We start from the raw sequence: 19,432 nt of genomic DNA on the forward strand, positions 1-19,432 counted from the left end.
GCCCGAGGCCGCTGCCCGGCTCTGCCAGGCGGCCGCCAAGCTCGAGCCCAACGTGCCCGACGCCTATGTGCAGGCCCTGGCCTGCGCCGAGAACCCGAAGATGGACGCGACCTATGACCTGTCGACGTTCGCCGCCAACGGCCTGCTGAGCCGGGACTGGCCCTCCGACCGGGGCGAACTGCACGCGAAGGCCCGCGCCCACCTGACTGACATGATGAAGAAGTTCGCCGCGACCAACCGGAAGGCCGACGCCGACAAGCTCTCGGCCATGCTGGACGCCGACAAGAAGCGGGACATCGTGATCGAGCTGATGTGGGCGGGCAAGGCCGACCTGGACCTGCGGGTGACCGAGCCGATCGGCACGGTCTGCTCGCCGCTGCAGACGATGTCGGCGGGGGGCGGTTCGCTGAGCGCCGACCTGTTTGACCAGAAGGAGGACGCCCGCAGCGAGCTTTACATCGCCCCGAAGGGATACTCGGGGACGTACAAGATCACGGCCGACCGGGTGTGGGGCAGCCCCTTGGGGAACAAAGCCACCGTGAAGGTGACCCGCCATCAGGGGACGCCCGACGAGAGCGTGGAGTATCACACGCTGCAACTGGGCAAGTCGAACGAACTGACGGTGTCGCTGGAGCAGGGCCGCCGCCGGGAACTGGCGGCGATCCCCTCCCCGCAGGACATGGTCCGCTACGACCAGAAGGCCGAGTCGACGGTTCAGATCAAGAACAAGATCCGCTCGCTGATGAACGGCACGGGGTCGGTGGGCCTGTCGAACACTTCCGGGATGACCGGGGGGACGACGGCCTCGGCGACGCGGAGCCTGAACTCGGAGGCTGTCGCGGCCGGTGACAAACGGCACGGCGATCTGTCGTGGTCGACGCAGTTGATGAGTGCCAAGACGGTGGGCCTGGACATCCGGGCGATCACGACGATCAAGGAGGACGGCACCACCCACGTGAGCGCCGCCCCGGTGTTCGACTCGATGTCCGCCGGTCAGTCCCGCGTCCGGCTTGACCTCATCCCCACCGGTGAGTGAGCCATTGACCAATCAGTGATGAAACGAAAGAACCCCAAGGTTTCCCTTGGGGTTCTTTCGTTTCATCGTGTTGGGTTGGCGATAATCTGGCGGCTTTTCCCAATCAGCCTCCGAGCCAAGCCAGTACTCCGATCGCCACGAGAACAAGCGACACCGCCAGTCCAATCCAAATGATAATAAACTGACACCCGGCCCGAGCGCTTTGGGCTTCCGCCAGTTCTCGCGTCTCCGGGGGGCCGTTAGGGTCGATGCCGTTTACCTCCAAGTCCGCCCGCAGATCGGCCAGATACCGCCCCGCCCATTCTTGGAGCGATGCGGAGGTCTGACCGCTTCCAATACTGTCCAAATGGCAGCGGTCGGTCCACCAAACCGCAAAGGGGGGATGGCGAAGGTCGATGGCGGCCGCGCACCCGCTGCCATCCCGGCCCATTGCAAACATATGTTCCGGCCACGGGCGAACAAAGGCGATCCCGGCCCGGAGTTCCCGGTTCAACTCGATGAGCCGATCCGCGTCGTCCCAGAGTTCGGTGTCGATGTTCCCGGCACAGGCGGGCACCGTAAAGGGCACCACCAATGTTCGATACGGGACCGGCAGGGCGATCCCGAGCGTTACTTCGATGCGTGTCAAATCGGCATCGGTCAAGTTGGAACTCCGTTCCGAAATGGTCACCATTGGCTGAAGTAGTCACGCCGTGAGGTGGATCTGAATATTGAGCATGGCATGGGCGAGGGCCAGCGGCCAGACCCGGCGAAGGAACAAGTAAGCGAGTCCGTACACGATTCCGAATTCTAGTGTGTACGCGACACCCGCCACACCTTGGTAGCCATGATAAGAGGCGAACAGCAACGCCGACATCAACACGGCCCCCACTCTGGAACCAAGCAAATGCTCAAGCCGGGTGAGCAGATAGGCCCGCATCACCAATTCCTCGGAGAAGCCGTTTGCCAGTTCCCGGAGAACCATCAGCCCGTGGTCGGTCGGCGAAGTGGGATGCGCGAATTGATACTTGGAAAACATTTCCTTATCCCACCGCACCGAGCCATAACATGAGAGCCAGACGATCTTTTCCACGATAAACACCGACACGGCGGCCAGCGCGTCCATGAGACTCACTCGTGGCAGTCCGAACCGCTCCCACGGTTCGCCACTGCGGGAGATCAAGTAAATCGTCACAAAGATCGTGCAGCAAGACATAATGGTCGCATCAATTGAGCCGAGCCAGAATGGCAAAGGCGGCAAGGGTGGCTCGGCCAGTGAAACGAACGTGCTGAGAAGATAAGGAATGACACCAACGGCCATCACCGCCATCACTTCCGCAAAGATGGCCCGATCCGTTTGCGGTGGCGTCATTGACTTTAATGAACCGGACTTCGGCTGTGCCGGTTTGACTTCCTCTGATTGATTGGCCGTCGATCCGGACACGATGTTTGAATCGGGCAAAGGGGGCGATTCCATTCCATCGGCCTCGGAAGGGCTTGCGGGTCGGTGAGTTTCAACAGGATCATCAGAACTGGTGGGCATCTTTTCACCTTTCCGGTCATGCGCCGAAAAGACGCCGTAATGGTTCGCCAGTGGCGACGCGATGGGGCCGTCCGGTCTGGTCGTGGATTTCGGTGGCGGGGTCGATGCCGAATCGCCAGAAGATCGTCGCGGCCAAGTCGCCGGGGGTGACAGGGTCGACGGCCGGATAAGCCCCGATGCGGTCGCTGGCACCGTGGACGGCCCCACCGTGGACGCCGCCGCCCGCCATCAGGACGGTGTAGCAGTCCGGCCAGTGGTCCCGGCCGCCGTCGCCGTTGATCTTGGGTGTGCGGCCGAATTCGCCCATCGCCACCACCAGCGTTGAATCCAGCAAACCACGAGCGTCGAGGTCTTCAATCAACGCCGAGAGGGATTGGTCGGCCTGCGGCAGCAGATAGTTTTTGTGCTGGCTGGCACCCTTGGAATGCGCGTCCCAATTCTGCCCCTGCTGCTTGAAGTCGTACACGTTCACGAAGGGCACGCCAGCCTCGACTAAACGACGGGCCAGCAACAGATTTTGCCCGCGCATGTGGCGAGCGTGGCCCAATTCGGCCCCATTGCCGCCGGATGTTGAGGGAAGGGCGCCGAACCCGTAGCGATCACGGATCGCCAGTGGTTCACGAGTGATGTCGGCGGCTTGGCGAATGGCCTCGGAGTCCAATAACCGGCACGCCTTCTCGTATAGCCCGCGCATCTTCCCATCAATGGCCTGAGCCTGCCCCAGCCTCTGAAGGAGTTGTTGGCGGCTGCCCAACCGGATGGCATCGACATCGCCGGGCCGTTCAAACATCTCGGCTTGATATCGCCGGGCTTCGGGGTTCATGTCGATCCGCAACGGGTCAAAAGCCGAGCCAAGAAAACCGCCCCCCTGACACGGAACTTCGACGACATTGTGAAACGCAAACGGCACGGAGGCGAACGGCACATCCGGGTTCCGGTCCCGTCGCAGGTACGAAACCGCGCTGCCGTGGCTGGGATAAAACTGCGGCAACGGATTGAACAATTCCCGGTCGGTGCCATCCAGCGGCCGGCCGGTCAGGGCGTGAATGGAGGCCGAATCGTGCAAACGGGCGGCGTGGGTCACGCTGCGAACGAGGGCGACTTTGTGCATCAGTCGGGACATCTTGGGAAGATGTTCGCAAACCCGCATTCCTGGCACTGTCGTGGCGATGGGCTTGAACTCGCCGCGCACCTCGGCCGGGGCGTTTGGCTTGAGGTCGTAGGTGTCGATGTGGCTGGGGCCGCCGTAATAGAAGATCAAGATGCAAGCCCGGATCGGCGTGGCGGTCGCCGTCGGGTTCGGCCCGGCGGCATGGGCCTGCCACAACCCGCCGAGATTCAGGCCGAGATAGCCATTCCCGGCGATTTGAATCAGGCGACGCCGCGTCAGCACGGCCGCAGGATCTTGCATGTCGGCTCCTGATCTGCTTGATGGAGCGTGAAGTATAATCGATTCCGACCGGGACTTCGCGTGTTTTATTCAATCGTTCAGCATTTCGCCGTCTTGCGTTTTTTGCCAATAGACCCGCGTTTTTGAACCTTGAGGATGTATTCCCCGGCGTCGGGAATCTTGCAGGCCGTGTCACCCACGTCAACCGACACCGGGCCAATGGCGGCAGCAGTTTGAAGGGCCAAATCCGTCAGTTCCCGGACATAACTGCCGATCGCGATCACAAAACCGTTCATGGCTTGCCGCACGCGGTTTGGCTGCCGGTGAATGGTGGTTTGCACTCGTTGGAGCAGCTCAGTCAATTCGGCCAGATCGAGTTCGTCGTCATCCTTGATGGAGACCAGCGAAGACCATGTCGCCCACCCGGCGGTCGCGTCGTGTTCCTTGGGCGACTTGATCCACGTCACCGCCAAATCCCGGCCGTGTTTGCTTTCTGAGGCGACCCACGGGATCGTGTATTGCAACAACGGCAGGGCTTTCGCCGTGACGAGCCAGTGGCGAAGATCTTTTTTGGTCATCTTCAAATCGTCGGCGATCAATCCGGCGAGATATTGGGCATCGTAATTGCCGGTGTCGTACAGGTCGAGTGCCAGTTGATAATCCCGGCCGATCCGTTTCCGGATTTTCTGCAACTCTTCAATCTTCACGCCGAAAAACGGCTCGGGAACGCCGTGGTTTCGCATCACCTTTTTGTAAGATTCGGAGCCGAGCGGTTGGAGTTCTTCGAGAATTTCTTGCGCCGTCAAGATCATCCCTCCGGGAAGCGACAATCCCGGCAGTCTATCATCCCAACACCGGACGCCGGAAGTCCACTTCCGCTTCCAATGCCATCGCCGTGCCGAACAACTCGGCTTCCGTTTGCCCGGCGCCGGCCAGTTGCAAACCAAGTGGAAGCCCATCCCCGGTGACGGCGAACGGCAGGGTGATCGTCGGCAGGCCGATGTAACTCCACACGGCCTGATGAGCCGGGTCGCCGGTGGTCGTCCGGTCGGGGGCCGGGCCGCTGGTGGCGGGAACAAGGATGGCCATGCCGCGATGGTCGAACCAAGTGGATGACTCGTACACAATCTTGCTTTGATGCTCGCGGGCTTGGGCATACTCCGTGGCCGTTGTCCCCAAGCCGCGTTCGATCAGTTCCGTCATCTTCGGCGGGTAATCTTCGGAATATCGACGGAAGCGCTCTTCGTGATAATTCGCGGCTTCAACGGCCATGATGGTTCGATGGTGTTTCAACACTTCGTTGAAACTCGCGGGCACCGGCCGGGACTCGATGACCCAACCTTTGCGGCGAAGATCATTCTTCAGAGACTCAAAAGCCTCAACCATCGCGGAATCCTGACGGTCGGCGAACAGTCCGTCGAGCGTGACGAGCTTTTTCTCCTGCGGCATCACCGGGGTCACCGTCGGCAGTCGTTGGGCTTCGTAGTCTGGCTGGATAATCGCCTGAAACATCACGGCCAGGTCGCTGACATTTCCCGCGATCACGCCGAGATGATCCAGACACGGGGACAACGGCACCACCCCCTGCAAACTCACGCGGTTATATGTTGGTTTCAATCCACAGACGCCACAATAGGCGGCCGGGCGGATGATCGAGCCGCCGGTTTGCGAACCCAACGCGGCCGGAACCATGTCTGTGGCGACGGCGGCGGCCGATCCGCTGCTGGAACCGCCGGGGGTGCGGCCGCGGTTCCACGGGTTGTTCGTCACCGAAGGGTCAAAGGCCGCGAATGCCGTTGTGACGGTCTTCCCGACAATCACCGCCCCGGCTTGCCGAAGCTGCTCTACGACGCGGGCGTCCTGCCGGGCGATGGCATTGGCCCAGCGTTTCGACCCGGCGGCCGTCGGCAGTTCGGCGACATCAATAATATCCTTTACACCAACGGGGATGCCGTGCAACGGCCCCCGGTCGTGGCCGTGAAGTAATTCATCGGCCAGACGGTTGGCCTGTCGGCGGGCGCAGTCGGCATCGACGACCACCCACGCCCGAGTTTTTTCCTCGACGGCGTCGATGCGGGCCAGGCATTGCTCCAAGAGATCGATCAGAGAAAGATTCCCGGCCCGAATATCGGCGGCCAGGTCGGTGATTGTTCGCATCAATACGGCCCGATGAACATTTGGCGGTAGTTTATTCCCGGCCGGGGTTTTCCCCAACACAATGACGCCTCGGCCTTTTCCGCAGGACATTTCACGAGGCTGTTTTCCTAAGATACCCCCATGAACAGAACCAAATCCCATGCCGCCTTTGAACGGGCGAAAACCCTCATCCCCGGCGGCGTGAACAGCCCCGCCCGAGCCTTTGGAGCCGTCGGCGGCGAGCCGATTTTCATGGCGAAAGGCGAGGGGCAATACCTCTTCGACATCGACGGCAACAAATACCTCGATTACATCGGTTCTTGGGGGCCGATGATCCTTGGGCACGTTCATTCCAAAGTGCTGGAGGCGACCCTCGAAGCCGCCCGAGCCGGGAGCAGTTTCGGCGCGCCCACCGAGCGGGAAAGCGAACTGGCCGAACTCATCACGAAGGCGATGCCGAATGTGGAAATGGTCCGCATGGTGAGTTCCGGCACAGAGGCGTCGATGAGCGCCGTCCGGCTGGCTCGCGGGCACACAGGGCGGGATTTGATCGTCAAGTTCGCCGGTTGTTATCACGGGCATGTCGATGCCCTGCTCGTCTCGGCCGGTTCCAGCGCCCTGACACATGGTGTGCCGACCAGCCCCGGCGTCCCCGCCGGTTGCACCGACGACACGCTGGTGTTGAAGTACAACGACGTGGAAGCCCTGCGGGAACTCTTCCGGGCCAAGGGTGACAAAATCGCCGGGGTGATGCTCGAACCTGTCGCCGGAAACATGGGGCTGGTCACGCCATCGGAAGAATTCCGCAGAGAACTCCGGCAATTGACCCACATGCACGGGGCGTTGCTGATTTACGACGAGGTGATGACCGGCTTCCGTCTCGCCTACGGCGGGGCAACCGAAATCCTCGGCGACTCCCCGGATTTGACGGTGCTGGGCAAAATCGTCGGCGGCGGCTACCCGGTCGGGGCGTATGGCGGCAAGGCCGAGATCATGCGCAAGATCATGCCCGCCGGCCCGGTCTTCCAAGCGGGCACCCTCTCCGGCAATCCCGTGGCAATGGCCGCCGGGATCGCCACTCTGAAGGAACTTCGGGACAATTCTCCTTACGCCAAATTGGAACAAATGAGTGCCCGTATCGTGGAGGGATTGGCCGCCGTCTGTCAGCAAGCCAAGATTCCCCACCAGATCAACCGCGTCGGCAGCATGTGGACGCTATTCTTCACCGGAACGCCGGTCACCGACCTCGACACCGCCAAAACCAGCGACACCGCCCGCTTCGGCAAGTTCTTCTGGCACATGATGGATCGCGGCGTCTACCTGCCTTGCAGCCAGTTTGAAGCGGCGTTTACTTCGGCCGCCCATACGGATGCGGATATTGACCACACAATCCGGGCGGCGAAGGAATCGGTGGCGTTGCTGGCAAACTAATCGAGTGGAACGAGGGGGAGGCGAGCCGGGAACGTATTTGGAAGTTTCGATCAGCAAGGAGAATCGCGTGAGCGATCTCAAACGCTTTGAAGCAGTCGCCGTGAGGGCAAACCGCCCCGGCCCTTGGACTCGCTGGCTGATTGGTGGATTCATCGGGGGAGGTCTGTTGGGTGCCGGGCATGCGTCTGTGATTCTTGCGCTCGGTGGTGAAAACCAGAGACTCGAAATCATTGGCCTTGTTTCCGGCATTGAGGGATTGATCGCGAGCATTTTTGCCGTCGCGTATCGGAAGTTTCAGCCCAAAGACTGTTCGATCTTCACTTGGTTCGGATTCGGCATCGGTTTTCTGTTGGGCGTCGCATTGTTAATGGGTGCTTTGGAGAACGCGGGAAGCAAAGGGCCGTCCGGAAACGTCGCGGCGATCTTGTTTGCACCGGCGATGGCTGGTCTTTTGGCCGGAGGTGTAATTGATCGCATTTGTGCGTCTTTTTTGTTCTCATATGACGAACAGCCTTCCGAATGATGTGGCCGGACATTGGCACGCCATCCGGTGGCGAGGAAATCGACGGCGTTGATGAAATATCAACAGTAACTGTTGGCGAAGATCCGGCGAGCCGGGTGGCGTCAGCCCCCGAGTTCGCCGCACATCAAACGCTTGAGCAATTGTTGAGTGGCTGTCTCCGGGGGCTGACGCCACTCGGCTCGCCTAATCTCTGAACATTTTCACCATCAAATCCCCGGCCAAATCTCATCTCCCCCCGCGAACCAATCACCTTCGCTCCGTAAAATTGTCCTGATCGGGGGAGAGTAACAACATGAATCTGACGTTTGATTACGATGTGGCCGTGGTCGGGGCCGGGCATGCGGGGACCGAGGCGGCGATGGCGGCGGCCCGGTTGGGGTTGCGCACCGTCTTGTTGACCATCAATGCCGACGGTGTGGCCCAGATGAGTTGCAATCCGGCCATCGGCGGGGTCGCCAAGGGGCAGATTGTCCGCGAGATCGATGCCTTGGGCGGGGTAATGGGCAAATGCACTGACGCCAGCGGCATCCAATTTCGCATGTTGAATGCCTCCAAGGGGCCGGCCATGCACTCCCCCCGGGCGCAGGCGGACAAGAAGCTTTACCAGTTCACCATGAAGCGGTGGGTGGAGGAGCAAGAGAACCTCACCCTGCGGCAAGAACTCGTCGAAGGGTTGCTGCTGGAAGACGTCCGCGATTCCGGGTCGCAGGCGGTCAAGCGGGTGGCGGGAGTCGTCACCAACGGGGGCACACTTTACCGGGCGGCGGCGGTGATCGTCACCACCGGGACATTCCTCAAGGCGATCATGCACACCGGCGAGGCGAAGACCCAGGGGGGCCGGGCTGGGGATGCGGTCGCCCTTTCCTTAAGTGATGCGCTCGCGGAATGCGGGTTCCGGTTGGCCCGGTTCAAGACCGGCACGCCCTGCCGGTTGAACGGCCGGACCATTGATTTTAGCAAGGTGGAACCGCAACCAGGTGACGCCGTTCCCCGGCCGTTCAGCTTTGCCAACGACCGGATTGAAGTGCCGCAGGTGATGTGCCACATCACCTACACCAACGACGCGGTTCACGAACTCATCCGGGAGAACTTGCACCGGGCGCCCATGTACTCGGGGCAGATCCATTCTCGCGGGCCTCGCTATTGTCCCTCCATTGAAGACAAAGTGGTGCGGTTCGCGGACAAGGAAAACCATCAGATCTTCCTTGAACCCGAGGGGTTGCACACGCGGGAGTACTACTGCAATGGCATCTCCACCAGTCTGCCCAAAGACGTGCAGCACAAGATGCTGAAGCTAATTCCAGGATTGGAGAATGCGGAGGTGATGCGGTGGGGGTATGCCGTGGAATACGACTACGCCCCGCCGGATCAATTGAAGGCGACGATGGAAACCAAGCTCGTCGACGGATTGTACTTCGCCGGGCAAATCAACGGGACGACGGGCTATGAAGAGGCGGCGGCCCAAGGGTTGATGGCGGGGATCAACGCTGGCCTGAAAATTCAGGGGAAGCCTCCACTGATGATCTCCCGTTCGCAGGGATACATTGGCGTGCTGATTGATGATCTCGTCACCAAGGGGGTGGATGAACCATACCGCATGTTCACCTCGCGGGCCGAATATCGGCTGGTGCTGCGACACGACAACGCCGACCGTCGGCTGACGGCCCTCGGCCATGCGGCCGGAAGCGTTTCTGAGAAAGATTGGCGGCGTTTTCAGGAAAAAGAGAGTCGCATCAACGAATTGGAAAATTATTTGCGAACGCATCGGCACCAGACGGAAACGCTGGAGAAATGGCTGAAGCGGACGGATACAGACTGGGCGGCGTTGCGGGACATTCACCCCGCCCTCGCCGAATGGGATGCTTATCCGGATGTGGTGGAACAGGTCGAATTGGAGTGTCGGTATGCCGGGTACATTCAACGGCAGTCCGATCAGGTGGAACGCTTCGGCCGGATGGAAAACAAGGTGATTCCACGAGAATTTGACTATCAGGCGATCACTCAGCTAAGAACGGAGGCCCGCGAAAAACTCACCCGCATTCGGCCCGAGAACATCGGACAGGCGGGTCGAGTGAGTGGCATCACCCCGGCCGACCTGGCAGTGCTGTTGATTTACCTCGAATGATCGGGTATGGGCGACCTTCGTTGAGGGCACACGACCGGCGGACTCGGTCGTTCCGACGTAGAAAGAATCCGATCAGGCAAGCAGGTGACATTGAGAAACCATGCTTGTCGGGGTAAAATGGATAAATTCGGCGAACGGAATCTCGAATCGAGTCGATAATCAGGGGAACGGGGGCTGAGAAGTCCCATGATGCTGATTTTCCGGCGTGTGTTGTTCGGGCCTGATTGGAAATGTCAAGAGCGGTCGGCTGCGGGAGATGGCAGGACTGTGCCAGATGATTGGGGTGGGCAAGGAAGCGGACTCACGAAAGCCTGAATGGTTGACGTTGACTCCCCTGAGATGCAAGTTACAATCCCCGTCGTTGGCAAGGTGTTGGTGATCCTCTCCAGCTTGAGTTGCTTCTCGATTTTTCCAAGGATTTCCCGAACCGTCCGGTGGTTGGCGGCGTTGAGCGAACCGGGTGAGACTGGGATGACCAGTCCGGTCAGGCAACCCGCGGCGACCGGGGCATACGTATCCGTCAAGGAAGATGGCGGCGAAATCAACGGCCTGTGTACGGCCCTGATCCCCGCAAACGTGCGACCTGGCACACACAGGCCAGCAAAAGGTGGACGAACGCATGAAGACCGTGTTCACGACCGGTGAGGCCGCAAAAATTTGCAAAGTCTCCCAACAAACAATCATCCGTTGCTTTGACAATGGTCAATTGAAGGGGTTTCGCGTTCCGGGCAGCCGGTTCCGGCGGATTCCCCGCGAACAACTTTACAAATTCATGAAGGACAACGGCATTCCGACCGATGCCTTGGAGAGCGGCAAACGCAAGGTGCTGCTGGTGGACGACGACGCCGAACTGGTGGACGTCATTCTCACCTTCTTGAATGAAGACGGCCGGTTTGAAGTTCGCGTGGCCCAGAACGGCTTCGACGCCGGGATGATGGTCAAGGAATATCATCCCGACCTGATCGTTCTCGATGTGATGCTGCCGGACATCAACGGCAAGGAAGTTTGTCATCGCGTGCGGGCCGATTCCTCGCTCGAAGATGTCCGCATCCTGTGCATGTCGGGCATGGTCGAAGACGACAAGGTTCAAGAGCTCAAGCTGGCGGGCGCGGATGACTTCATCCAAAAGCCCTTCGATGTGGACCGGTTGATCGAACGCATGTGCGTTCAACTCGACATGGAACCGGCCACGACGGTCTGAAATGTGAGGCGGCCCCGGACAACAGGGGAAGCGTTGACGCATGGTGGCGGCAATGCTTTCCCGACAGAAGTTGTCGGGTCCGATGATCGGGCGATCAAAGGAGTGATCCCACGTGTCTGTCAGTTCCACTGGCGAATCCGCATCGATCCTGCCGTGGTTCTGGCCTGACGCCGGTTCTCTCGCTCTTTTGTCCCAATCCCCCGTCCTGCCTTGGAATGATCTTCGGGATGATCCCGGCGCGATCTTTCTTCTCTTGGCTCATCATGATCCGTTGTTGACGGATTTTGGTTCTGAGTCGCCGTCTCCGAATTTATTACGAAACGCCGCCCGAAACTTGCATGACCAATCGGTCCCGTGGGTGGACTGGCGGCATCGCACCGTGGCCCCGGTTTATCGGACGGCGATGGCGGCCGCCCGCCTAAGCGGGATGATCGCGGAATACGTCGGCAGTTGCGATCCTGTGGCCGCGTGGTGCGGGGGGATTCTGGCGACCGCCGGGTGGATGGCCGTTGGTGTCATCGAACCAGCCGCGCTGGCCGAATGTGTGACCGCCTCGAATTTCGCCAGCGACCCGTGGGGGGCGCAATTGCGAACATGGGGCGTGAGCCGGGGCGATATCGCTTGGAAACTCGCCTGTGGGTGGGCGCTGCCAAATTGGGCGAGAGTGTTGATGGGGGGACTGAGCTATTCCCCCGAAGACGCCGATCGCATCGGCGGGCTGGCCCGGATTCAAGCGGTGGTGCAAACGGCCGTGGTCTTGGCCGAGGAATTGGAAACCCCGCTGGGGCTGAGCCAGGAATTCGACCCGGCCGACGCCCATGCGGAATTGTTGTTGCGATCAGCCGATCTCGAATCCATCCGCACCCGTTTTGTCGCCTTGCAGCAACATGGCCGGATGTTTCAACGCGAATGGCGAAACCCGCTTGGTGTGCCCGGTCTTGCCGAGGAACTGGACGACGCCGCCGAACAGATCACGCGGACAGAAGAACGCTCCGGGACCATCCCATTTCGGCGCGAAATTGATGAACCATTGCAAGCCGCCAAACTGGAGGCGATGGCTGAATTCGCCGCCGGGGCGAGCCATGAAATCAACACGCCGCTCGCGGTTATTTCCGCGAACAGCCAATATCTGCTGAAGCAATCTCCTTCCGAGTTGGAACGCAAGGCGCTGGAGTCGATCATCCGGCAAACCGACCGGGTGCATGGCATCCTCCGGGAGTTGATGTTCTTCGCCCGGCCGCCGGCCCCGAAATTTGCCGATGTGAATGTCGGAGAAATTGCCGCCGAGACGATTCGCCAGCTTCAACCGGTGGCCGACGAACGAGCCGTCCGGCTCGATCTGTCCAAACCCGGCAACCCGCTGATGATGGAAGCCGATGCGGACCAGTTGCGAAACATCATGACCGCCCTCGTGCGCAATGGCATTGAAGCCGCCGGAAAACAGGGATGTGTCCGTCTGCGGATCACGACCCGGTCGGATCGCATAGAATTAATTGTTGAAGACAGCGGACCGGGACCGGATGAAACCGCCCGCGAACATCTGTTCGATCCGTTTTATTGCGGCCGGAGCGCCGGTCGCGGTCGCGGGTTGGGCCTGCCAACCGCCTGGCAACTGGCGAGACAGCACGGCGGGGATGTTCGATTTGTCCCCGTGCCCAACGGACTCACCCGGTTCGTTTGCACGCTTCCAACCTCCGTCCCCCAAGCCTTGCCGGCCCGCAAGAGTGCGTGATTTCTTGGCCGATCATTCCCCACTTCCGGAAATCCCGCCGAGTTCCGGCCAACTGGAACGCGGGGAACTTGGCGCGTGGGCCGTCCGTCCGTTCTTCATTCCCGGCGAAACCGATTTTGAAACTCTTGCCCATCCGTTGAGGATGCACGCCGGGACCAAGGATATTTCCTTTGACCCGACCTCCCAGACATTTTCCGGCCGACGGTTGCCTCCCGATGCGATCACATCGGCATTCCAAGACGTGTTGAACCGTTTTTCGCTGGCGGCCCGTGAATGGCTGGTGACGACTTTTCCCGAATATGCCCGAGGGCTGACTCCCGACCGGGTGACGTGGCGTGGCACAGAGGAAGCCACCCGGCGGCTTCGGCACACGGCCCGCAACGACCTGCTGCACATCGATAACTTTCCAACCCGGCCCACGCAAGGCCGCCGGATTCTCCGGTTGTTCGTAAATCTGGACCCGGCCGACCCACAGGTGTGGGCCACCTCGGATCGTTTTTCATCGCTGTTGGAACGGTTTCGTGAAAAGCAACCCGTGCCCATGCGGAGCGATGCCGAATGGCTCGCCGTTGGTGCCCGGTGGTTGCGTCTGTTGAAATCCGGCTGGCGCGGCCGGTCGGAATACGACGCGATGATGCTTCGCCTGCATCATTTCCTGAAAAACGACCACGCTTTTCAGACCCGCGCCACCCGAAAAATCTGGATGTTCCCGCCCGGCTCGGCCTGGCTGGTGTTCACGGACAGCCTTAGTTACGCCTGGCTTCGCGGCCGATACACGCTAGAGCATTCTTTCTTTGTCTCCCCGGAGGCTTTGCGGGAACCGGATGAATCGCCGCTGGCCCAATTGTGTCGGCTGGAATCCCCGTCCCTGTTGCCGATGGCGGGCTGATGTGGCGGGATCTCCTGCATGGCGTGCGGCAGCTTGCCTACCCGAATCTCTGCCTCTGGTGCCGGGAATTGCACGACGACCCGGCCGCCGATTTTTGCCAAAAGTGTCTCGCGGAATTCACGACCGACCCCGAGGCGATCTGCCCGCGTTGCTGCCTGACCGTCGCCCCGCAGGTCGATGTCTCGGCCGGATGTGTCCAGTGTCGGGATATCCGGTTCCACTTCGAGTCGGCCACTCGGTTGAACACCTACAAGCCGCCGCTTTCGGATGTGATCGTGCGAATGAAACGCCCGCCCGGCGAAGACCTTGCGGAGAGTCTGGCAAAAGTGTGGGCCGACAAGATGGCCGCAAAAATGCAGCCATTGAAACCTGACATGGTTATGCCGATCCCGCTGCATTGGCGTCGCCGGTTGTGGCGGGGGTTCAATGGGCCGAACCTATTTGCCATCGCCCTCGCCAGCCGTTTGCGCATCCCGTGCCGGCCCCGGTTGTTGCGCCGCGTCCGGCCGACGCCCTCCCAGACGACGCTCACCGTCGCCCAACGCCGGGACAACATGCGGAACGCCTTCGCGGCCCGCAAACCAAAGGAACTGGCTGGGAAAACCGTGATTTTGGTTGATGATGTGCTGACGACCGGCAGCACGTTGAGCGAGGCGGCGAAAGCATTGAAATCAGCCGGGACCGCGACGGTGCATGTCGCGGTGATCGCCCGCCGTTAAATGGATTGACAAGACAGGAACCCAGATGAAATCTTCCTTCAAACCTCCCGTTCTCGTGGCCATCCTTGTGGTGGCGGCCCTGATGACCGCCGCGTTCCTCGGCCGGTTGCCAAAATGGGTCGTGGCGTTTTGTCTGGTGGCGTGCGTGGTGAGTTTTGTGATGATGGCCATCGACAAAAGACGGGCCGAGCAACGCCAGCGTCGGATATCCGAGCGGGCGTTGCATCTGATCGAACTGGTCGGGGGATGGCCGGGATCGCTGGCCGCCCAGCATCTCGTCCGGCACAAGAACCGGAAACTCTCGTATCAAATCGAATTCATCATCTGTGCGGCCGTCAACTCAACCGGCTTGTTGTGGCTGGCGGTCGGCTGACGGCACGGGAGGAGGCGTGGGAGCTTTGGGCACCCAGATGCCGGGCCAGTCGCCGCTGAAGACTTCCACGGCCGGGCCGGTCATGTAGACATGGTTGTCCGACTCTCGCCATTCGATTTCCAAGTCGCCGCCCAACAGGTGGATCGTCACCTTGCGGTCGGCCTTGCCCGCCAGCACGGCGGCGACAGCCGCCCCGCAGGCACCGGTGCCGCAAGCCAGCGTTTCGCCGCTGCCGCGTTCCCACACCCGCATCGTCAGATCATTACGGGAATTCACCTTGATGAACTCCACATTGGTCTTCCGGGGAAACACTTCGTGTTTTTCGATGAGCGGACCGACTTTGAGAACCAAGTGATCGGTGATCTCATCGACAAAAGCCACCGCGTGGGGATTGCCCATTGAGACGCAGGTGAGGTTGATCTCCCCGCTGATTTCGCCGTCTGAATACTTCATCTTTTGATTCAACGGCGGCTTGCCCGACAGCGTCGTCGGAATCTTGGCGGCTTCCAGAATCGGCTCGCCCATGTCGATGGTGGCCTTGATGGCATGTCCGTCGGCGATTTCGAGATTCACCGTCAACACGCCCCGGCCGGTTTCCAATTGGAGTGTTTTCTTGGTGGCGATGCCGTAATCGTAAACATATTTGGCCACGCAGCGCAGTCCATTGCCGCACATCTCGGACTCGGAGCCGTCCGCGTTGAACATCCGCATTTGGGCGTCGGCCTTGTCAGACGGGCAAATCAGAATCAGCCCGTCCGAACCGATGCCAAAATGCCGGTCCGAAATGGTGATCGCCAGTTTCGCCGGGTCTTCGGGCATCTCCTCCTCGAAGCAATCGACGTACACATAATCATTGCCGCAACCCTGCATCTTCGTGAAACGCATCGCCAATTCTTCCCTTCGTGATTATTCGTCCGTCTCGTCGTCACCCTCGGACCGCGACGGCGAGGCCGTCAATTCCACCCGCCGGGCCAACTCCACTGATTCCTTGATAAACGCTTCTAAAATCTGCATCTGGCTGGCACGGGAGAGGGCGAAAAAATGGACATCCTCCGCCGCCAAGTCCAGTTTTCGCTCCCATCCATGGGCCGATTTATTCGTCCATTCGTGAATTTCCCCGACACCCAGTTCTTGGGCCGCCTTGGGATCGACCGGCCGCTTCCAAGTCATGAACTTCAGGATATTCGGCATCTCGAAATCAATCCCGATCCAATACGCTTTGCCATCCAGCCATGCGCCGGTTTCATGGTACGTCCCCTGCGGAGTCACCCGCACCCCGGCGGCATGAGCCGACTCCGCCAGCATGAGCGAGAAATTTCGCAAAGCGCGAATGCCGCCGGTTAGCTCCCAAGAAACTTGTGCCATTGACATGCTCCTTGAACCGAGAAATTCCAGAAACTGACCGGCGAGAAACTCTCCGACCGCCTGAAATTTATACTTGGCTTGTTGCTCAACCAGCCATTCCGACACTTCATACCACCGGACAAACCGCAACCCGGATAATCCAGCGTGTTTGATATCAACAGGATACCGCGTCAGCAAAATCAACTGCGTGTGCGGCACAGCGCTCTCATCCAACAGACGCCGGTAATTCAAGAGTTGTTCAGCGGTCGCCGGTGATTCCACCTTCACTTCAATATAGGCCAGCCGATCCGCCACGTTCAAAGCGAGATCAGGGGTTCCTTCGCCGCTGAAAATCTGGGTCCGGACATTGACCGTCCGGGCCTCGTCAGTCTTTAAGTCAAAGAATCCGCCGCTGAATGATCTCAAAAACCGTGAAGCCGCGAGAGATTCGGCTTCAATCAAGTGGCGAAGGAGGTATGCGAACGATTCGGTGACGAAGTTTTCGTCCTGTCGGCTCGCCCACTTGTGCAGGCGAAGAAACAGATTTCCTTGGGCATCCATCGCTCACCTTTCTGCAAGCGTGCTTTCACTCCCATTCAATCGTCGCCGGCGGTTTGCTGCTGATGTCATACACCACGCGGTTGACGCCTCGCACCTCGTTGATGATCCGTGTGGACACCCTCGCCAGCAAATCGGTCGGGAGGCGGGACCAGTCAGCGGTCATGAAGTCTTCGGTTTCGACGGCCCGGAGGGCGACCACGCTCTCATAAGTTCGTTCGTCTCCCATTACGCCGACGCTTTGCACCGGCAGGATGACGGCGAATGCCTGACCGGTCTTGCGATACCAACCAGCAGCTTGCAATTCCTCCAGAAAAATCACGTCGCACTTTCTCAGAACGTCGAGTTTTTCCGAAGTCACCGCGCCAAGACACCGCACCGAGAGGCCGGGGCCGGGGAACGGATGCCGCCAGACCACCGAGTCGGGAAGACCAAGCTCTGTGCCGAGGCGTCGTACTTCGTCCTTGAACAAATCTCGTAGCGGTTCGACGAGGTCGAAGCCGAGTTCCTTTGGCAGCCCACCGACATTGTGGTGGGCCTTGATCGTCGCCGCCGGGCCGTCCACCGCGCCGCCGCTTTCGATCACGTCCGGGTAGAGCGTCCCTTGAGCCAAAAACTTCGCGTTGGGGATCGACTTCGCTTCCTGTTTAAAAACTTCGATAAACTCCCGGCCGATGATCTTTCGTTTCACCTGCGGATCGGTGACCCCGGCGAGAGCCGACAGAAACCGCTCGGAGGCATCAGCCACATGCAAGTCCGCGTTGAACCAGTCGCGGAAGGTGTGCTTCACGCTGTCTGATTCACCCTCGCGGAGCAGTCCGTTATCCACAAAGATACACGCTACTTGCGGGCCAACCGCCTTGAGCAGCAGGGCGGCAACCACGGAGGAATCCACACCGCCGGAGAGGCCGCAGATCACTCGTTTGTCGCCGATTTTTGCCTTCATCTCCGCAATGGTGCGGTCAATGAAAGTTGAAATTCGCCACAATCCTTCGCATCCGCAAACGTCATGCAGGAAGTTCCGCAGAATGCGGCCTCCCTCCGGGGTGTGGCTCACCTCGGGGTGGAACTGGATGCCGTAGAACGGTTTCGTGCGGTGTTTGACGGCCGCCAGCGGGCAGGTTTCGGTGTGGGCCAGCGTCTCGAAGTCATTGTTGACATTCTGGACCTGATCGCCGTGGCTCATCCAGACAATGGTTTCCTTCGGCACCCCGGCGAGCAATTTGTCCGGGTTGGTGACATGGATCGGGGCGCGGCCATATTCCCTTGCGGCCGCCTTGCCGACGCTTCCTCCGAGCATGTGGCAATACATTTGCAGGCCGTAGCAAATGCCAAGAATCGGGACGTTGAGGGCGAAGACGCCGGGATCGATTTTCGGGGCTTTCTCGTCGTACACGGATGACGGACTGCCGGAAAAGATAATGCCTTTCGGTTTCAACTCGGCAAACCGGCTTGCTGGGAGATCATGCCGGACGATCTGGCAGAAGACGTTCAGCTCCCGCACCCGCCGGGCGATCAGTTGGGCGTATTGCGACCCGAAATCGACGATCAGCACCAATTCCTGCGTCATGGATTTTGTTCCCGTTACTTTCCGCCAAGTTCCGTGGCCCGTTTTGTGGCGGCCTCGACTGCATCCATCACCGCCGCCCGCAACCCGCCCCGTTCGAGGGCGTGAAGTCCGGCGATGGTCGTCCCGCCGGGGCTGGTGACCGCGTCTTTCAGCACACCGGGGTGCTGTTTGGTTTCCAACACCATCCGGGCCGCCCCCATCACCGTCTGGGCCGCGAGCGTTTGAGCCACATCACGCGGCAACCCCATTCGCACGCCGCCATCGGCCAGGGCTTCGATCATCACGTACACAAACGCCGGGCCACTGCCGGAAAGACCGGTGACGGCATCGAGTTGATATTCAGGCACGGCAAACGCCTTGCCGACGGCGTTGAACAACCGCTCCACCAACGCGGCATCTTCCGGCTTCGCCCCCGGTCCGACAGAAAACCCGGCGGCACTGGCTCCCAACAGGCATGGTGTGTTCGGCATCACGCGAATAAGCCGGAAGTTGGCGAGCAATCCATCGGCCAATTTCTTCAGCGTCAGCCCGGCCGCGATAGAGATAATCACATGATCTTCCCGCACCGATCCGCTGATTTCCGCCAGTAACGGAGTCATCACTTGCGGTTTGACCGCGAGGATCAACACTTCGGAATTCTTCAACACGTCCAGATTGTCCGTGGTGACGGCCCCGCCGGTCTGTTGCTGAAACCGGGTACGGGCCTCCGGCACGGGATCGCTGGCCCGCAGCGTGGCCGCCGTGACCAAACCAGCGTCGAGCCAGCCTTTGGCCAGCGCGGTCGCCATTTGCCCGGCGCCAAGGAAGCCGATTTTCAACGGTGTGGAAATGGTGTCACTCAACTTTATCCCCAATGGGCAGGGGCCTTGCGGCCTTTTTTGAG

19 protein-coding genes are annotated in these 19,432 nt (G+C 60.1%); 10 read left to right on the forward strand and 9 right to left on the reverse strand.

What is annotated here, in order from left to right:
• Positions 1-1,036 (forward strand): hypothetical protein (locus tag BGIM_RS51620; RefSeq protein WP_238537695.1); only part of this gene is annotated, 1,036 nt, incomplete at its 5' end.
• 103 nt (positions 1,037-1,139) lie between these two features.
• Here BGIM_RS51620 and BGIM_RS0121170 read toward each other — a convergent pair.
• From BGIM_RS0121170 to BGIM_RS51630, 5 genes are all read right to left on the reverse strand, one after another.
• Positions 1,140-1,679, reverse strand: a complete 540-nt coding sequence (locus BGIM_RS0121170) for an SMI1/KNR4 family protein (protein ID WP_157369322.1) — start codon at positions 1,677-1,679, stop codon at positions 1,140-1,142.
• 42 nt (positions 1,680-1,721) lie between these two features.
• Complete coding sequence (locus BGIM_RS57960) at positions 1,722-2,492, reverse strand: CPBP family intramembrane glutamic endopeptidase (protein ID WP_020471735.1); 771 nt, start codon at positions 2,490-2,492, stop codon at positions 1,722-1,724.
• A gap of 82 nt (positions 2,493-2,574) precedes the next feature.
• Entirely contained in the window at positions 2,575-3,969 is a 1,395-nt protein-coding gene (locus tag BGIM_RS0121180; protein ID WP_020471736.1) for a DUF1501 domain-containing protein, read from the reverse strand.
• A gap of 77 nt (positions 3,970-4,046) precedes the next feature.
• On the reverse strand, positions 4,047-4,760 hold the full coding sequence (locus BGIM_RS0121185) for a DNA alkylation repair protein (protein ID WP_020471737.1): 714 nt from the start codon (positions 4,758-4,760) through the stop codon (positions 4,047-4,049).
• A gap of 31 nt (positions 4,761-4,791) precedes the next feature.
• Positions 4,792-6,105, reverse strand: a complete 1,314-nt coding sequence (locus BGIM_RS51630) for an amidase (protein WP_063607907.1) — start codon at positions 6,103-6,105, stop codon at positions 4,792-4,794.
• 120 nt (positions 6,106-6,225) lie between these two features.
• Here BGIM_RS51630 and hemL point away from each other — a divergent pair, with 120 nt between their 5' ends.
• From hemL to BGIM_RS51650, 9 genes are all read left to right on the forward strand, one after another.
• Entirely contained in the window at positions 6,226-7,515 is a 1,290-nt protein-coding gene (hemL, locus tag BGIM_RS0121195; protein WP_020471739.1) for a glutamate-1-semialdehyde 2,1-aminomutase, read from the forward strand.
• A 67-nt stretch (positions 7,516-7,582) separates the two neighbouring features.
• Positions 7,583-8,038 carry a hypothetical protein gene (locus tag BGIM_RS0121200; RefSeq protein WP_157369323.1) on the forward strand — a complete coding sequence of 152 codons (456 nt, stop codon included), beginning with the start codon at positions 7,583-7,585 and terminating at the stop codon, positions 8,036-8,038.
• The gene (locus BGIM_RS51635; RefSeq protein WP_040889886.1) at positions 8,035-8,232 is read left to right on the forward strand and encodes a hypothetical protein; all 198 of its coding nucleotides are present in this window, start codon (positions 8,035-8,037) and stop codon (positions 8,230-8,232) included. Before BGIM_RS0121200 ends, BGIM_RS51635 begins: the two co-directional genes overlap by 4 nt.
• A gap of 98 nt (positions 8,233-8,330) precedes the next feature.
• Positions 8,331-10,163, forward strand: a complete 1,833-nt coding sequence (gene mnmG, locus BGIM_RS0121205; protein WP_020471741.1) for a tRNA uridine-5-carboxymethylaminomethyl(34) synthesis enzyme MnmG — start codon at positions 8,331-8,333, stop codon at positions 10,161-10,163.
• Positions 10,164-10,782: 619 nt separating this feature from the next.
• Complete coding sequence (locus tag BGIM_RS0121210) at positions 10,783-11,364, forward strand: response regulator (protein ID WP_020471743.1); 582 nt, start codon at positions 10,783-10,785, stop codon at positions 11,362-11,364.
• 112 nt (positions 11,365-11,476) lie between these two features.
• Complete coding sequence (locus tag BGIM_RS0121215) at positions 11,477-13,096, forward strand: ATP-binding protein (protein ID WP_020471744.1); 1,620 nt, start codon at positions 11,477-11,479, stop codon at positions 13,094-13,096.
• Positions 13,097-13,100: 4 nt separating this feature from the next.
• Positions 13,101-13,985, forward strand: coding sequence for a Kdo hydroxylase family protein (locus BGIM_RS57965; protein ID WP_052639937.1), 885 nt, complete (start codon positions 13,101-13,103; stop codon positions 13,983-13,985).
• The gene (locus tag BGIM_RS51645) at positions 13,985-14,704 is read left to right on the forward strand and encodes a ComF family protein (protein ID WP_020471746.1); all 720 of its coding nucleotides are present in this window, start codon (positions 13,985-13,987) and stop codon (positions 14,702-14,704) included. The genes BGIM_RS57965 and BGIM_RS51645 overlap by 1 nt, the downstream gene beginning before the upstream one ends.
• A gap of 25 nt (positions 14,705-14,729) precedes the next feature.
• Positions 14,730-15,077: a DUF1294 domain-containing protein gene (locus BGIM_RS51650; RefSeq protein ID WP_020471747.1), complete on the forward strand. Its 348-nt coding sequence runs from the start codon at positions 14,730-14,732 to the stop codon at positions 15,075-15,077.
• On the opposite strand, the gene dapF is transcribed toward BGIM_RS51650, so the two are convergent.
• The 4 genes from dapF to proC are packed head-to-tail and all read right to left on the reverse strand — an operon-like array spanning position 15,045 to position 19,391.
• Positions 15,045-15,962: a diaminopimelate epimerase gene (gene dapF, locus BGIM_RS0121235; protein ID WP_020471748.1), complete on the reverse strand. Its 918-nt coding sequence runs from the start codon at positions 15,960-15,962 to the stop codon at positions 15,045-15,047. The genes BGIM_RS51650 and dapF overlap by 33 nt on opposite strands.
• Before the next feature lie 21 nt (positions 15,963-15,983).
• Positions 15,984-16,982 (reverse strand): PD-(D/E)XK nuclease family protein, encoded by a 999-nt coding sequence (locus tag BGIM_RS0121240; protein WP_020471749.1) that lies wholly within the window; start codon positions 16,980-16,982, stop codon positions 15,984-15,986.
• 25 nt (positions 16,983-17,007) lie between these two features.
• On the reverse strand, positions 17,008-18,549 hold the full coding sequence (gene guaA, locus BGIM_RS0121245; protein WP_020471750.1) for a glutamine-hydrolyzing GMP synthase: 1,542 nt from the start codon (positions 18,547-18,549) through the stop codon (positions 17,008-17,010).
• A gap of 14 nt (positions 18,550-18,563) precedes the next feature.
• Positions 18,564-19,391: a pyrroline-5-carboxylate reductase gene (gene proC, locus BGIM_RS0121250; RefSeq protein WP_020471751.1), complete on the reverse strand. Its 828-nt coding sequence runs from the start codon at positions 19,389-19,391 to the stop codon at positions 18,564-18,566.
• Between the last annotated feature and the right edge of the window lie 41 nt (positions 19,392-19,432).

Origin of the sequence: Zavarzinella formosa DSM 19928 (genome assembly GCF_000255705.1) — a bacterium.
Classification (GTDB): Bacteria; Planctomycetota; Planctomycetia; order Gemmatales; family Gemmataceae; genus Zavarzinella; species Zavarzinella formosa.